The sequence below is a fragment of the Bacillus sp. FSL H8-0545 genome (genome assembly GCF_038006105.1).
GTDB classification, from domain to species: Bacteria; Bacillota; Bacilli; order Bacillales; family Bacillaceae_G; genus Bacillus_A; species Bacillus_A cereus_U.
This window is the reverse complement of record NZ_JBBOUO010000001.1, coordinates 1,636,134-1,651,699: the sequence shown is the minus strand read 5'-3', so window position 1 is coordinate 1,651,699 and position 15,566 is coordinate 1,636,134. Positions and strand designations below refer to the sequence as shown.

Below are 15,566 nucleotides of genomic sequence, written 5' to 3'. Positions count from 1 at the left end.
CGACAGCCTCCAAATCTATTATGTATCTCTAAAATAATGAATATGCATTCATTATTCTTATTATGTATTATATGCAATTGCTTTCATTATGACAAATGCCGCACTTTTCCGATTAGCTCTCAAACTATTATGTTGACGAACAACAAATAAAATTATATAGTTACTTACATAAAGTAATTACAATATTTTTAGGAGGTTTCAATTATGATTCCATCATTATTTTTAGCACACGGATCACCTATGCTTGCTATTCAAGATACAGACTATACACGCTTTTTAAAGACACTTGGGGAAACATATAAACCGAAAGCTATTGTTATTTTTACCGCTCACTGGGAAAGTGAAGTATTAACGATTTCCTCTTCAGATGAAGAATATGAAACAATTTATGACTTTGGAGGTTTTCCTCCTGAGTTATACGAAATTAAATATCGTGCGAAAGGCTCTTCTAGCATTGCGTCTATGCTAGAAACAAAATTTAAAAACAAAGGCATTCCAGTCCATCATAATATGACGAGAGGTTTAGATCATGGTTCATGGACACTCCTGCATCGCATGTATCCAGAAGCAAATATTCCTGTCGTACAAATATCAGTAAATCCATTCCTTCCCGCAAAAGAACAATTTGAAATTGGAGAAGCACTAAAAGGACTTGGACAAGAAGATATTTTAGTAATCGGTAGCGGTGTTACTGTTCATAATTTACGGGTATTGAAATGGAATCAAACCACACCTGAAAAATGGGCAATTGAATTTGATGATTGGATTATTAACCATATGCATAATAATGATAAAAATGCATTGTTTAATTGGGAGAAAAATGCGCCTCATGCACAATTAGCAGTACCAAGAGCAGAGCATTTTGTTCCTTTATTTATCGCAATGGGTAGTGGTGAACAGACAGGGAAAGTCATTCACCGTAGCTACGAGCTTGGTACGCTAAGTTATCTTTGTCTTCAGTTTTAATGAAAAAGGATGGAGCAAATATTAATCTGTACCCTTTGTAAAGGACATTTTTAAAAAAGTTAGGCAACATCAAGAAGATGATTTCTGTATCCTGATATGATCCCCTTATAGTAGACAGTTGAAAGAAAGTTACTTTACTGTTTATTATGGAGGGGATTTTTTATGGGGAAAATTAGAAGAACTTTTTCAATTGATTTTAAAATGAAAGCTATTGAATTGTACTTACATAGAGGAATTGGAAGTAAGCTAATTGGAAAGGAATTAGGAGTTACATATTCAGTTGTAGATAGATGGATTAAAAAATATAAAAATGAGGGTATTCTGGGCCTACAAGAAAAACGTGGAAGATCTAAACAAACAAATGAAATAAGTCAAGATGCTAGAATACAACGATTAGAAGCGGAAAATGCATACTTAAAAAAGCTATTAGATACGAAAAGGGGGATGAGATCAAAAAAAGTAAATCAGTAGAATATGAGGTCATTCATACCTTAAAACAAAATTTTTCAATTGTATTGCTTTGTGAAATTGCAGGTGTTTCAAGAAGTGGATATTATAAGTGGAAAAAAAGAATCAACAATCCCTCTGAAAAGATGAAAGAGGACCAATTTATCATGTCTAAAATAGGAGAATGCGAACGAGATCCAGATATAAATGGCAGCTATGGTTACCGAAGAATTTGTATATGGCTCAAAAAGTATTATGGTTTACAGGTAAATCACAAAAGAGTATATCGTTTAATGAGGAGAATGGGGCTACAAGCTAAGATTCGAAAGAAAAAGTGGCGGCATTTTGGTTTAAAAGAACAATGCGTCGTGTCGGAAAATCTGTTAAACAGAGAGTTTTCAACTACAAGACCAAATGAAAAATGGGTTACAGATATAACTTATCTTACCTTTAATAATAAGCGCATATATCTTTCAGTGATACTAGATCTTTACAATAACGAAGTTGTGGCCTACCAAATGAGCGAATACAACAATTTAAAATTAGTTACAGATACAGTCAATAAAGCCTTAAGAAAAAGAAAAGCCTGCGAAACAGTATTACATAGCGACCGAGGTTATCAGTATACGTCAAAAAAATATAACCAATTACTTAAAAAGCACAAAATAACTGTGAGTATGTCTAGGAAGGGAAATTGTTACGATAATGCATGTATAGAGAGCTTTTTTAGTCATTTTAAGGCAGAATGCTTTTATAGACATACCTTTTATGAAAAGGCAGAAGTTTTTAAGGCCACTAAAAGATATATAAGCTATTACAATAACAAAAGATTTCAAAAAAGATTAAACAACCTTAGTCCTATTGAATTTGGAACTAAGGCTGCTTAATGAAAAGGCACCTAATCTATTACTGTCTACTTGACAGGGGTAAGACCATCCAACAGGAGTCATCTTTTTTAAATTCCATTGATATCTATAGTGATTATAGTACGTCATATATTTCTTAATCTCTTGTTTCAACTCAGTAAAAGACTCGCAAGGTTTTATATGTGCTTCATCTTTCAGATGACCAAAAAATGATTCTTGTGGAGCGTTATCCCAACAGTTCCCTCTTCTTGACATAGATTGTCCGAGCTTTAGCTTTTTGACTAATTTTTGGTAGGTAGGGCTTGTGTAGTGGGCTCCTTGATCTGAATGAATATATGCACCTTCAGTCAATCGAATCTTCTTATTCCGTTTTAGTTTATGAAGAGTTGTTGTTACGAGGTCTAATGTCATCTGTTCTGAAACATGGTAAGCTAAAATTTCATTGGTTGAGCCATCTAAAATTGTAGATAAATAAGCTCTTTTATTCTTACCGTAAACTAAATAAGTGATATCTGTAAGAAGCGTTTTTCCTGGGGTGTTTTGTTTAAATTCTCGATTTAATTGATTCGGCACTACTCGATGTTCTTTTGAAGCTTTCAGCATTCTTTTATAAGGATTTGCTTTCCGAATCGGACAGACAATCTCATATTTTTTCATGATTCTACGGATACGCTTTAAATTGTAGACAACTTGAAAATGACCCACCAATGTCATTTTTATTTGACGAGCCCCTTTCTTTCGATTTCTAAATCGAAGTGCTTTTAATATGATTTCTTTCACGATTTCATCTTGATTGTTCTTTTGTTTCCGTTGTTCTTGAGATGAAATGGAAAAATAATTATAGTATCCCGAACGGGATACACCAGCTACTTTACACAAATAACTCACCATATTTCTTAAGTTATATTTTATGATGACAGAACGAATCAGGATATATTTCTGACTAGGTGATAACGTTATTTCCTTCTCATCCTCCCTTCCATAAGTTTGATCTTTTTTAACAATTCATTTTCTGCCTTTAGTAAGTTCCGTTCGGCTTCTAAACGAGCATACTTCTCTTCTAACGTAAGCTCTCTCTCAAGAGTTCTTCCCGCGTTTTGGGTGCGTGTATCTCGCAAACCAAATACACCATTTTTTCTGTAAGCAGCACGCCACCTACTTCCTGATGACATAATTCGTTTCATTCCAATCATATCTATATCAAAACCACATTCTTCAAAAATATTTCGAGGTAGTTTTCCTTTCTCATTTTCCTCAATAAAAATACGCTTAAATTCATCTGTATAAGTGATACCTTTCTGACTTACAGATTTTATGTAGGGGTTATTTGATAGAATTTGAATGTCTCTTTCTGTAAATAGCTTTTTTGTCATTTTGAACTTTCTCCGATCCCAAGTTTCTCTCATTATACAAGAAATACCCTATAGAATAGACTTTTTTTCAGTGTCTATTCTATAGGGTACATTTTATATTGCTTCATCCTTTTTACTGTTTATTCACCTAATTAACTAACTTCCAAATGTTGTTTCTCTGATACCTCTGCGTTCTTACTATGAAAATAAACCCAAATACATGCAATAAATAATAATGATGATGTAGAGAAGAAAACATATTGGAATCCCGCATGAGCTGCAATTTGTCCGCCAAGTACTGGTCCAATCATATTTCCTAAAAACTGAAACGATTGATTATATCCAAATATTCGTCCCGTTACATGGGTTGGCGTATGTTGTTTTAGTAGAGTTTGTACGGAAGGTAATAGTCCTGCTTGTGCAATACCTAATAAAAAGCGAAGAATTAATAGTTGCCAAGCTGAGGTTACAAATGCTTGCGGGATAAAAATAATTCCTGCAGCAAACAACGCTACAACTAACGTTTTTTGAGGTCCAATATGATCTGATAATCTTCCTAGCTTAGGAGCTGCTAAAATAACTGCTAATCCTGTCGCAGACATGACTGCACCTGCAATCATTTCAATATGATCTGTTCCTGGTCCTGCCAAATGCTTTACGTACAACGTAATAATAGGTTGAATCGACATATTTGCAAGCTGAATAATAAACGTTGCTACAAATAAACTTATTATTAAATGTTTTGCAGGGACCATCGTCCATACTTTTTTCGGCTGTGCCTTTTTTGCTTTAGCAGAATTTTTCTCTTCATGTAAGAAGAAAAAGACGATAAGAAAGGAAAGGAATAAGAAAGCTCCTGTAACTAGAAAAACATGGCGCATTCCGATTAACTCTGACAAATAACCTCCGAGTATCGGCCCAAGTAATGAACCGCTCACGCCTCCAGTTGAGATTGTAGAAATTGCCCAACCTGAATGTTCTTGCGGAGTTTCTGCAGCAATAAATGTCATCGCTGTAGAAAGGAAACCAGATACCGCTCCCATTAAAAACCGAAGTGCGACTAGTTGATACACGTCCGTCACAAACCCCATAAGCGTCATAATTATCGCCATACCAAGGCTAGCACGTATAAGCATCAATTTCCGTCCATGTATATCACCGAGCTTTCCCCATATCGGTGATACGATCGCCCCCATTAAAAATGTTACACCAAATGCAAGTCCCGACCACTGTGCAATACTAGAAGTGCCAGTCACTCCTAATTCCTCAATATAAAAAGATAAAAAAGGAATTACTAAACTCATCCCGGCTGCAGTGGTAAAACAACCTAGCCAACAAATCATTAAATTTCGTTTCCAGCTGGCCATTTTCACACCTTCTTTCATTCGATACCCATTCTACACCGTTTTCTAGAAAAAGTTTAGTAATTTGCTTTACATGTAAGATTTACTACAAAATCCGTTATTTTCTAGTAAGAATCACTACATTCCTACAACGCTTTCATAATAAAACCAACTCCCCTATATGAAGTTGGTTAATTATTCTCTATCTGTATTAAACTCGCATTACAACTTCTCTCGTAAAACTCAATCGGACCTGCTTGTCCAATAATTGCATATTCATATCTATCTTGCTTCATACTATATAAACAATGATGTAACAATTCCTTCCCAACACCGTTCACACGATTATGTTTCGCTGTACCCATCGGGCCAAACAATCCTTTCTTTCCTCTCACAACATCGTAACAAGCGAAACCAATAATTTCTCCTCCTTCCTCCGCAATAAAAATAGGTAACTCTTCTTTATGTGTCCGAAATCCATAATCTAAAGATTTTAACCAACGCTCACCAAATTCACCCTTAACAAAACGTGCCAATTTTTTAAAATCAGAAGAGACAGCTCTTCTAATATTACAGTTTAAATTATTATAAATAGGATTAAATCTTTTTAATGCGACCGTTAAGTCTCTTGGCTCAGATGTAATTTGCAATACCTCTTTTTGCACGTTTTTACTTATAACCTTTTCAATAACTGTATCAACTTGAAACAGTGCATATAAAACATGCCCTTCATTTATTAATACTTGCTGAAAACGGTCCATCCGTTTCTTTGCTACTTTTAAAACTTCTATCGTCTTATTTGAAACTTTAAACTCCCCAACATTTATGTATTCTATTTCATTTGTATAATATTGTTGGAGCAACGATATTTTTGCTAAAAAATCCATACCCACCGTGTGAAATAAATACATATGTAACTCCGCACAAACTCCATTACCTTCCTTACAAGCTCCTATAAATAGATGAACTGGATGAATAATTCCTTTATTACACTCAGCCTCTCCTGCTGCAATCTCCAATATTTTATATGCACGTTTTGTAAATTGGAATTCCTCCATCTACATCCCTTCCCCCTAAAAACTAAATATCAAACCGTAACCATATATAATAGAAACAATTATTCCAACTACCAATATCCCTGGAAGTAAATTTGCTACTTTAATTTTAATGAATCCAAGTAAGTTTAATCCAATTGCAAAAATCATAATACCACCAGTTGCTGTCATTTCAACTATAAATTGATTCATTAATTTCTCTGGTACAAAACTATTAATTTGTGTTGCAAAAATTGCAATGGCACCTTCATATAAAATAACGGGAATTGCTGAAAATACCACTCCAATTCCAAGAGTTGTCGTCAATATAATAGAAATGAATCCATCAATAATCGCTTTTGTGAATAAAACATCGTGATTTCCTCTAATACCACTGTCTAATGCGCCAAGTATCCCCATCGCTCCAATTGCAAAAATTAGAGTAGCTGTTACAAAACCTTCTGATATACTTCCTTTACCTTTCGATCCAACTTTATTTTCTAGCCATTCTCCTAAATGTGTTAATCTTTCTTCTAATTGTAGCCATTCTCCAATTACCGCACCAATAACTAAACTTAAAATCACAACGAGAAAACTTTCACTCTTCAATGCCATTTGAAGCCCCAATACAGCAACCGTTAAACCAATTGCATGCATAATCGTTCCTTTCATACTTTCTGGAATATTACTAAATAATTTACCAAACAAAGTTCCAATTATAATGCAGACCCCATTTACAACTGCTCCTAATATAACCATATTACATTCTCCATCCTCTGAATTCTTTATTACTATATTCTGGATTACACATTGCTTTAAAGGTTACCTATATGTTAACTTAATATTGAGAATATCAACAAGTGATTTCCATTACTAAAAACCCGCTTTTTTAGCATCTATGAATCTATCTATACGTTATTTTCACTACATTCATTGTGGAAGTTCACGATTACGGTATACAGGGAACCTTTAGTCAGTGATAGATTTTTATCAGTTGAACAAAGCGGGACAAAACCAAAAGGGACGGTAGCTATGAAAACTTTATTAAAACGACTTATTTTAATAGCCTTTTTCATTACACCAATTGTTTTATTAATCAATTACACTTACATTTCAAAAGCAAAAAATAAACCAGATGTACAAAACGTATCAACCAAAGCAAATTCAACGACCGAAAAGAAAAACGAAGACCCTGAAATTACACTCACCTTCTCTGGTGATACAATGTTCGATTGGCAATTACGTCCTGTAATCGAAAAAAATGGGGCTGATTATCCGTTTCAACATGTAAAAGAAGAAATAACAAAAGCTGATATTTCTTTTGTTAATTTAGAGTCAGCATTTACAACGAGAGAAAAAAAAGTACCTGGGCAACAATTTTGGATTAAAAGTGATCCATCCACACTACAAGCAATTAAAAATACTGGATACGATATTGTCAATATTGGCAATAACCATACGCTTGATTATGGACAAGATGGACTACTAGACACCATTTTTCACGTCGAAAAATTAAAACTACCTTACACTGGAGCCGGAAAAAATACTGAAGATGCTTATACTGCTCGTGAACTAACTGTAAAAGGAAAAAAGTTTAAATTTCTTTCCTTTGTACGCTTTATGCCTAACTTTAATTGGGTAGCTGGTGACAATAAACCCGGCGTTGCAAACGGATATGATCTAGATCTTGTAACAAAAACAATTCAAGAGCAAAAGAAAGATGCTGATTATGTAATCGTCTATATGCATTGGGGCGTCGAAAAATCAAATCGCCCGATAGAATACCAGAAACAATATGTTCCGAAAATGGTAGAGGCGGGTGCTGATGCGATTGTTGGAAGTCACCCGCATTGGTTACAAGGGTTTGAGTATTATAATAAAGTGCCTATCGCTTACTCATTAGGAAACTTTTTATTCCCAAGTTATGTGAATGGAAAAAGCGCCGAAACTGGCGTATTAACTTTAACCTTTAAAGGAAAGGATGTCCAAATGTCATTCAATCCTTACATCATTCGCAACAACCAAGTTTCCCCTGTAAATGAAGAAGAAAAGAAAAAAGCTCTACAATATTTACAAACGGTTTCAACTGATGTAGAAATTGATGATACTGGGAAAATAATAAACAAACGCAACTAAACAGCATGAGATCCATTTCTCTGTGATATACATTACAAAAAGGTGATGAATATGCTGAAAAACTTGTTAGAAAATATAAGTCTGCTAGAAAAAGTGTATGAACTATCTATAGCGATCCTGCTTTTATGTTCCGTTTTTTCGGTTAGACTTCTAAGAAAAATAAAGCGAGAGAGAAAACTTTCTCCCTTTGAATTTACAATGTACATAATCATTCGTATTGCAATACTTTTTTGGTTAACTAGCTTTATCCTTCTTAAATATGGAGCGTATTTCGTTTAACTTTCAAAGAATAAAAAAGATAGAACAAGCAATATTTCCCGCCGCTTGTATCTATCTTTTTTATTTCAAGTAGAATTGTATGTTAACTCTTTTCTTTTATTAAATAAGTAAATCAAACAGCACAGGATTTTTATTAAGCTCCACAAATTGAATGTTATTTTCTTGAAAGCGAGTAATTAAAGCTTCATAGTCTTCCCTATGTTTTAATTCTACCCCCACTAAAGCTGGACCATTTTCTTTATTATGTTTCTTAATATACTCAAAGCGAGTAATATCATCTTCCGGTCCTAATCCTTTATCCAGAAACTCTCGTAGTGCTCCTGAACGTTGCGGAAATTCAATGATGAAATAGTGCTTTAATCCTTCATGAATAAGGGATCGTTCTTTCATTTCTTGCATTCTATCAATATCATTATTCCCACCACTTAACGTACATACAACTGTTTTCCCCTTTATTTCATCTCTGTATAGATCAAGTGCCGCAATAGAAAGCGCTCCAGCCGGCTCTGCTACAATCGCATTTTTCTTATACAGTTCTAAAATCGTTGTACAAACCTTTCCCTCCGGTACTAAAACAATGTCATCAATTACATCTTTACAAGTTTCAAAAGTTAACTTTCCTACTTTCTTAACTGCTGCTCCATCAACAAAACTATCGATCTTATCTAATGCAACATTTTCATTTTGAAGAAAAGCTTCTTTCATAGATGCAGCTCCCCTCGGTTCTACACCAATAACCTTTGTAGTAGGACTAACCCCCTTTACATATGTACCAATACCAGATGCTAATCCACCACCGCCAATTGCTGTAAATATATAATCAACTGGTTTCTCCATATCATGCATAATTTCAACAGCGACTGTTCCTTGACCAGCAATGACATACGGATCATCAAACGGATGTACAAATGTCATCCTATTTTCCACACAATAGCGCTGCGCCTCTTGGAAAGCACTATCAAATGTATCACCAACTAATACAATTTCTGCGAAATCACCACCGAAAAATTCAACTTGTGATACTTTTTGCTTAGGTGTCGTTGTCGGCATGAAAATTTTTGACGGAATCTTCAATAAATTACAAGTATAAGCAACACCTTGTGCATGATTACCAGCACTTGCACAAACAACACCATTTTGTAACTTTTCTTTCGGTAAACTTTGAATTAAATTATACGCACCACGAATTTTGAAAGAACGAATAACTTGTAAATCTTCTCGCTTAACGTATACGTCACATTCATATTTCTCAGATAAAACTGAATCTCGTTGTAACGGTGTTTTAATAACGATATCTTTCATGCACTTATGAGCCATTAAGATATCTTCAATTTTCACTCTCTCCTTTACCTTTTGCACCATTCCGTATCATCCTTATCTCTTTTAAATTGGCTCAATCAAAATTTGGGATTTTTAGAACTGCACCTGTATTCGCCGATGTTACCATCTGCGCATAACGTCCAAGCCAGCCAGTTTTCACTTTTGGTTCCGGTCGTTTCCATCCTTTTTTACGCTTCTCTAATTCCTCATCACTAACTCTCACTTCTAACAAGCGTTCCTCAACATCAATACATACAATATCTCCTTGTTCAAGAAGTGCAATCGTTCCGCCAGCAGCTGCTTCTGGTGAAATGTGCCCTACTGAAATACCACGTGAAGCACCAGAAAAGCGACCATCAGTTAAAAGTGCAACATCTGCTCCTAATCCCATACCAGCAATTGCTGATGTTGGTGCTAACATTTCCGGCATACCAGGTCCGCCTCTTGGTCCTTCATAGCGAATAACAACTACATCCCCTTTCTTAACTTTCCCAAGCATAATGCCGGCAAGCGCCTCATCTTGTGAATTAAAAATAACGCAAGGTCCTTCAAATCGTTTTACTTCGGTTGCTCCGCTTTTAATAACCGCTCCGTCTTTCGCAAGGTTTCCTTTTAATATACGTAATCCCCCTTCTTCACTATGAGGATTTTCGAGAGAATGAATCACTTCCTTATCTTGAATCTCTGCATGAGCAATATTTTCTCGTAACGTTTGCCCAGTAGCAGTTATGCGATCAAGGTGAAGTACCCCTTCTTTTCGGCTCATCTCTTTCAAAATTGCACTAATCCCACCTGCTCGATCGATATCTTCCATATGCCAATTAGAAGCTGGACTTACTTTACATAAATGCGGTACACGCCTTGAAACTGCATCAATGCGGTTCATATCGTAATCTAACCCCGCCTCTTGTGCGAGTGCTAACGTGTGTAATACTGTATTCGTTGATCCACCCATCGCCATATCAAGTGCAAACGCATCATCAATTGCTTCTTCTGTTACAATGTCGCGTGGTTTAATATCTCTTTCAATTAAAATTTTTAATTTTTCTGCTGCTTGTTTAATTAACTCCTCACGTCTTGGATCAATTGCTAAAATACTCCCGTTACCAGGAAGAGCTAAGCCTAACACTTCACATAAACAGTTCATAGAGTTCGCTGTAAACATACCGGAACAAGAACCACAAGATGGACAGCCATGATCTTCAATATCCTTTAATTCTTCTTCTGAAATTTTCCCAGATTGGTAGGCTCCTACTCCTTCAAAAACAGAACTTAAATCGACAACTTCCCCTTTAGATGTTTTCCCAGCTGCCATCGGTCCACCTGAAACAAAAACAGTTGGAATGTTTATGCGAAGTGCAGCCATCATCATACCTGGTGTAATTTTGTCACAGTTTGGAATACAAATCATTCCGTCAAACCAGTGTGCATTTACAACAGTTTCTACTGAATCCGCAATAATTTCACGACTCGGAAGCGAATAACGCATACCGATATGGCCCATCGCAATACCGTCATCTACTCCAATTGTATTAAATTCAAATGGAACCATGCCTGCTGCACGTACTGCTTCTTTAACAAGTTTCCCAAACTCATTTAAGTGCTTATGACCTGGAATAATTTCAATAAAAGAATTACAAATTGCTATAAATGGTTTATCAAAATCTTCATCTTTTAAACCAGTTGCTTTTAATAAACTACGATGCGGAGCTTTATCAAAACCTTTTTTAATCATGTCACTTCTCATCTTGTCAAATCCCTTCTTACACATTTTTTCTCTTACTTAATCTATTTTTAAAAATAAAAACTCTCACCTCAGCAATCAACTACTACTTAATAGTAGCTTTGATTGCTGAGGCGAGAGTTTCGCGTTACCACTCAGCTTCCTTACACTTCTCACGAAATATAAGCTTTGTAGGTCCAACCAGACCCCCGTCCTTTTACCGGAGACGATGCCGCCGCCCTCTACTCAGTTTCCCTTTCGCAAGCGATGCTCCGAGGTGATATTCAATGATTCGATTGTTACTACTCTCACAGCCTTGGAGTAGCTCTCTGAAACGATCATAATCATCTACTTTCCTCTTCTTTGCATATACATAATGTAAAGTCTGAAAATTCTCAATTAACTTTTATTTATTAAACGTATTATAGGACTTTCTTCTTTTCATTGTCAATATATTTTTTGAAAATTTATTTTTCAATCTCAATTCATATACTAAAAAGTTATTTATTTTTTCTCAAAACAAAATTGGAATGAACTTCTTACACGTACTCATATATTACTTAAGTATGTTTGCTTTTCTACATAAAGAAAAACAACTTAAAAACATATAAAAAATTTATGAGGAGATGAGAGAACTATGTTAAAAGGTAAAATAGCATTAGTTACTGGCGCAAGCCGAGGAATTGGACGTGCTATCGCAAAACGTTTAGCAAACGATGGTGCATTAGTTGCTGTTCATTATGGTAACCGAAAAGAAGATGCTGAAGAAACTGTTCATGAAATTCAATCAAATGGCGGATCAGCTTTTTCTATCGGTGCAAATCTTGAATCTTTACACGGTGTAGAAAACCTATATAATTCTTTAGATACTGAATTGCAAAAGCGAACTGGTGGAACGGAATTTGATATTTTAATAAACAACGCTGGAATTGGACCTGGTGCTTTTATTGAAGAAACGACTGAACATTTTTTTGATAGAATCGTTTCAGTAAATGCAAAAGCACCATTCTTCATCATCCAACAAGCTCTACCGCGTTTACGTGACAATAGCCGGATTGTTAATATCTCATCAGCCGCAACTCGCATTTCTTTACCTGATTTCGTTGCATATAGTATGACGAAAGGTGCAATTAACACAATGACTTTCACTCTAGCAAAACAACTTGGCGCACGAGGTATTACTGTAAATGCAATACTTCCAGGCTTCATTAAAACAGATATGAATGCGGAACTCTTGAGCGATCCAATGATGAAACAGTACGCTACTAACATTTCAGCTTTCAATCGATTAGGTGAAGTAGAAGACATTGCCGATACCGCTGCATTTCTCGCTTCTCCTGATAGCCGCTGGGTTACTGGACAATTGATCGATGTGAGCGGAGGATCTTGTTTATAAAAAACATATATTTTCAAATCTTTTTTATTGCGCAATAAAACAATTTATATAATACTGTATAAAACATATACATTTAGGAGGATTACAGCAATGTCAGAGAAAACATACGAACTCGCAACCTTCGCAGGTGGTTGTTTTTGGTGCATGGTAAAGCCATTTGATGAACTTCCTGGTATTCATAAAGTACTTTCCGGCTATGCAGGTGGTCATGTAGAAAATCCAACATATGAACAAGTAAAGGCTGGAACATCTGGACATTTAGAAGTCGTTCAAATTACATTCGATCCTTCTATTTTCCCATATCAAAAATTACTAGATTTATATTGGCCACAAATCGATCCAACTGATGATGACGGACAATTTTTTGACCGTGGCCCATCTTATCGCACTGCTATTTTTTATCATACTGAAGCGCAAAAAGAGCTTGCAGGAAAATCGAAGCAAACTCTTGCAGAAAGCGGTATGTTTAAAAATCCTATTGTGACTGAAATTCGCTCAGCTGTACCTTTTTATGAAGCAGAGGAATACCACCAACATTTCTATAAAAAGAATCCAGAGAAATATGCTACCGAGCAAAAAGAATCTGGTCGTGAAGATTTCATAAAAGAAAATTGGCAAAAAAAATAATAAAAACGCATCGTGCTTTCTTTTAAAAGTACGATGCGTTTTTATCTTTGAGAAAAGTACCATACAATTAAAAGGCCAATCGCGATTAATAACATCTGTTCAAAAATGCCATGTAAACTCTCATTTTATGGAAAAGAATAAGAACCCCTTTTTGTAAAAGGTTTCTTATTCAGTAGATTTAAGTTTAATTATTTTCTACATACCTTATTCCATAATTACTCCTGAAATAAAATAATATTACCCGCGATTTATTAGAAATTAAACATTCTTATTCCCATCAACACATATTTAGATTGACAAAATGTTTGGATCGGGCAGTCGGATACCGTGCCAGCTGTCTACATCGCATTGGCCATATTCGTTATCACCCACTGCTACCACCGTGCCGTCTGATTTAAGACCGACTGTATGGGCACAACCCGCCGCTATCGCTACAATATCGCGCCAATCACTTACATCACATTGACCATGTTTATTATTACCCACAGCTGTCACTATGCCGTCAGATGTAAGACCAATTGTATGATTACTCCCTGCCGCTATCGCCACAATATCGCGCCAATCACTTACATCACGTTGACCATGTTTATTATTACCCACAGCCGTCACCATACCGTCTGATTTAAGACCAACTGTATGAAGATAGCCTGCCGCTATCGCCACAATATCCCTCCAGCCACTGACATTGCATTGGTCATACCGATTATTACCCACAGCCGTCACCGTACCGTCCAATTTAAGGCCGATAGTATGCCAGTCGCCTGCTGCGACCGCCACAATATCACGCCAGCCGCTTACATTGCATTCACCTTCTTTATTTCGCCCCACTGCTACCACCGTACCATCCGATTTAAGACCAATGGTACGCCGCCAACCCGCCGCCACTGTTACAATATTATTCCAGTCGTTTACATCGCATTGGTTATGCTTATTCCAACCCACAGCTACCACAGTACTGTCAGTTGTAAGACCGATTGTATGAGCATTACCTGTGTTCGTCGCCATATGAACATTCCCCACCACGACCGCTTCAATATCACGCCAGCCGCTTACATTGCATTCACCTTCTTTATTTCGCCCCACTGCTACCGCCGTGCCATCCGATTTAAGACCAACGGTATGACCACGACCGGCCGCTATCGTATCTTTAGGCCACCGTTTCACCTTTAACACCTCATCTTTCGGTGAAATGTAATCCATGTTTTACCTCCTTCAAAATAAGCAACTGTATTGAAATAGATATTTTTATCAAACTTTATTTTTAATCCACATCTACAAAGGAAATCTATTACTACTTCTTCAAAAAATAAAAACCTCCAGTTTTAGTACTAGAGGTCTTCTATTTATTTCTTCAATCTCTCAATAAAATCCTGTAATTTATCAAGCGATTTCATGTTATGGTTACAAGCAACACCATCTTTGCAAATATAATTGCCCTTTTTAACAAACGTTCCTGGGATTTTTCCTTTTATTTCAACTAAAAACATCCCTACTTCTTCATGCCCATGACATAATGAACAAATACTTTTTTTATTTATGCTTTGGAACGTTCCTTGTAGACCAACGAACTTATTATTGTTTTTTGCAATTATAAATTTCCTGCTTGTTCCTTTATCAATCCAGCTTAAATAAGACGTTTCTTTCATATTAATTTCTTCCATATCAGGAAGTTTTAATTTTTTCGCCTTAGGAAATAATTTTTTTAACGTTTGTGCTGTAACTTCCTGAAATGGTATTACATACGGATTTATTTTCAGTAAAAACGATTCTGCATCTTCTCTATTTTCAACTGTTAATACCGTATCAATTAACTCTTTCTGTTCATCCGTTAAATTCTCAAATACATGTATTATCTTTTCAATTGCAAGTGATTTCAACGCTTGAATTACTCCTCTATCATTTGCCGTCGCATGTCCATTTGCTAAAATATAAGCTTGTGACTTTATAAAATTATATTGATCACTTCTAATAAAAACTTCCATCTTTATCACTCCATACAAATTGTTGATCTAGTTTTATTGTATACAATGCTTCAGTTTTTTGATATGTAAAAGATAATTTAGAAATGAACATTGCA

14 protein-coding genes and 1 pseudogene are annotated in these 15,566 nt (G+C 35.6%); 7 read left to right on the top strand and 8 right to left on the bottom strand.

Annotation, left to right across the window (positions count from 1 at the left end; translation table 11 throughout):
* The first annotated feature begins 204 nt into the window (after positions 1–204).
* The 3 genes from MHI07_RS08730 to MHI07_RS08720 all read left to right on the top strand — a co-directional run bounded on the left by MHI07_RS08730 (position 205) and on the right by MHI07_RS08720 (position 2,300).
* Positions 205–966: a DODA-type extradiol aromatic ring-opening family dioxygenase gene (locus tag MHI07_RS08730; protein WP_215581307.1), complete on the top strand. Its 762-nt coding sequence runs from the start codon at positions 205–207 to the stop codon at positions 964–966.
* Positions 967–1,128: 162 nt separating this feature from the next.
* Complete coding sequence (locus MHI07_RS08725) at positions 1,129–1,437, top strand: helix-turn-helix domain-containing protein (RefSeq protein WP_078175295.1); 309 nt, start codon at positions 1,129–1,131, stop codon at positions 1,435–1,437.
* Positions 1,359–2,300 carry an IS3 family transposase gene (locus MHI07_RS08720; protein ID WP_139358357.1) on the top strand — a complete coding sequence of 314 codons (942 nt, stop codon included), beginning with the start codon at positions 1,359–1,361 and terminating at the stop codon, positions 2,298–2,300. The genes MHI07_RS08725 and MHI07_RS08720 overlap by 79 nt, the downstream gene beginning before the upstream one ends.
* A 45-nt stretch (positions 2,301–2,345) precedes the next feature.
* Here the strand turns inward: MHI07_RS08720 and MHI07_RS08715 are convergent.
* The 4 genes and pseudogenes from MHI07_RS08715 to MHI07_RS08700 all read right to left on the bottom strand — a co-directional run.
* A pseudogene (locus MHI07_RS08715) lies at positions 2,346–3,652 on the bottom strand (IS3 family transposase); the annotation flags it as partial.
* Between the two features lie 131 nt (positions 3,653–3,783).
* Entirely contained in the window at positions 3,784–4,998 is a 1,215-nt protein-coding gene (locus MHI07_RS08710) for a multidrug efflux MFS transporter (RefSeq protein ID WP_088078306.1), read from the bottom strand.
* 167 nt (positions 4,999–5,165) lie between these two features.
* A complete protein-coding gene (locus MHI07_RS08705) occupies positions 5,166–6,032 on the bottom strand; it encodes a GNAT family N-acetyltransferase (protein ID WP_131231578.1) in 867 nt (288 codons plus the stop codon).
* A gap of 15 nt (positions 6,033–6,047) precedes the next feature.
* Positions 6,048–6,767 carry a DUF554 domain-containing protein gene (locus MHI07_RS08700; protein ID WP_088078304.1) on the bottom strand — a complete coding sequence of 240 codons (720 nt, stop codon included), beginning with the start codon at positions 6,765–6,767 and terminating at the stop codon, positions 6,048–6,050.
* Between the two features lie 273 nt (positions 6,768–7,040).
* On the opposite strand from MHI07_RS08700, the gene MHI07_RS08695 reads away from it, so the two are divergent.
* Both MHI07_RS08695 and MHI07_RS08690 read left to right on the top strand, forming a co-directional pair.
* Positions 7,041–8,144 carry a CapA family protein gene (locus tag MHI07_RS08695; RefSeq protein ID WP_340823112.1) on the top strand — a complete coding sequence of 368 codons (1,104 nt, stop codon included), beginning with the start codon at positions 7,041–7,043 and terminating at the stop codon, positions 8,142–8,144.
* Positions 8,145–8,195: 51 nt separating this feature from the next.
* The gene (locus tag MHI07_RS08690; RefSeq protein ID WP_340823110.1) at positions 8,196–8,423 is read left to right on the top strand and encodes a hypothetical protein; all 228 of its coding nucleotides are present in this window, start codon (positions 8,196–8,198) and stop codon (positions 8,421–8,423) included.
* Positions 8,424–8,522: 99 nt separating this feature from the next.
* Here the strand turns inward: MHI07_RS08690 and ilvA are convergent, their stop codons facing one another.
* Both ilvA and ilvD read right to left on the bottom strand, forming a co-directional pair.
* Positions 8,523–9,785, bottom strand: coding sequence for a threonine ammonia-lyase IlvA (gene ilvA / locus MHI07_RS08685; RefSeq protein ID WP_340823108.1), 1,263 nt, complete (start codon positions 9,783–9,785; stop codon positions 8,523–8,525).
* Positions 9,786–9,816: 31 nt separating this feature from the next.
* Entirely contained in the window at positions 9,817–11,490 is a 1,674-nt protein-coding gene (gene ilvD, locus MHI07_RS08680) for a dihydroxy-acid dehydratase (protein WP_002012150.1), read from the bottom strand.
* 613 nt (positions 11,491–12,103) lie between these two features.
* Between ilvD and MHI07_RS08675 the strand changes: the two genes are divergently transcribed.
* Both MHI07_RS08675 and msrA read left to right on the top strand, forming a co-directional pair.
* Complete coding sequence (locus tag MHI07_RS08675; protein ID WP_340823106.1) at positions 12,104–12,862, top strand: SDR family oxidoreductase; 759 nt, start codon at positions 12,104–12,106, stop codon at positions 12,860–12,862.
* 90 nt (positions 12,863–12,952) lie between these two features.
* The gene (msrA, locus tag MHI07_RS08670) at positions 12,953–13,489 is read left to right on the top strand and encodes a peptide-methionine (S)-S-oxide reductase MsrA (protein ID WP_078181017.1); all 537 of its coding nucleotides are present in this window, start codon (positions 12,953–12,955) and stop codon (positions 13,487–13,489) included.
* A gap of 288 nt (positions 13,490–13,777) precedes the next feature.
* Here the strand turns inward: msrA and MHI07_RS08665 are convergent, their stop codons facing one another.
* Together MHI07_RS08665 and MHI07_RS08660 are read right to left on the bottom strand one after the other, a co-directional pair.
* Positions 13,778–14,689, bottom strand: a complete 912-nt coding sequence (locus MHI07_RS08665; protein ID WP_088078300.1) for an RCC1 domain-containing protein — start codon at positions 14,687–14,689, stop codon at positions 13,778–13,780.
* A 143-nt stretch (positions 14,690–14,832) separates the two neighbouring features.
* Positions 14,833–15,471, bottom strand: a complete 639-nt coding sequence (locus MHI07_RS08660) for a FusB/FusC family EF-G-binding protein (protein WP_340823101.1) — start codon at positions 15,469–15,471, stop codon at positions 14,833–14,835.
* Positions 15,472–15,566 lie beyond the last annotated feature (95 nt).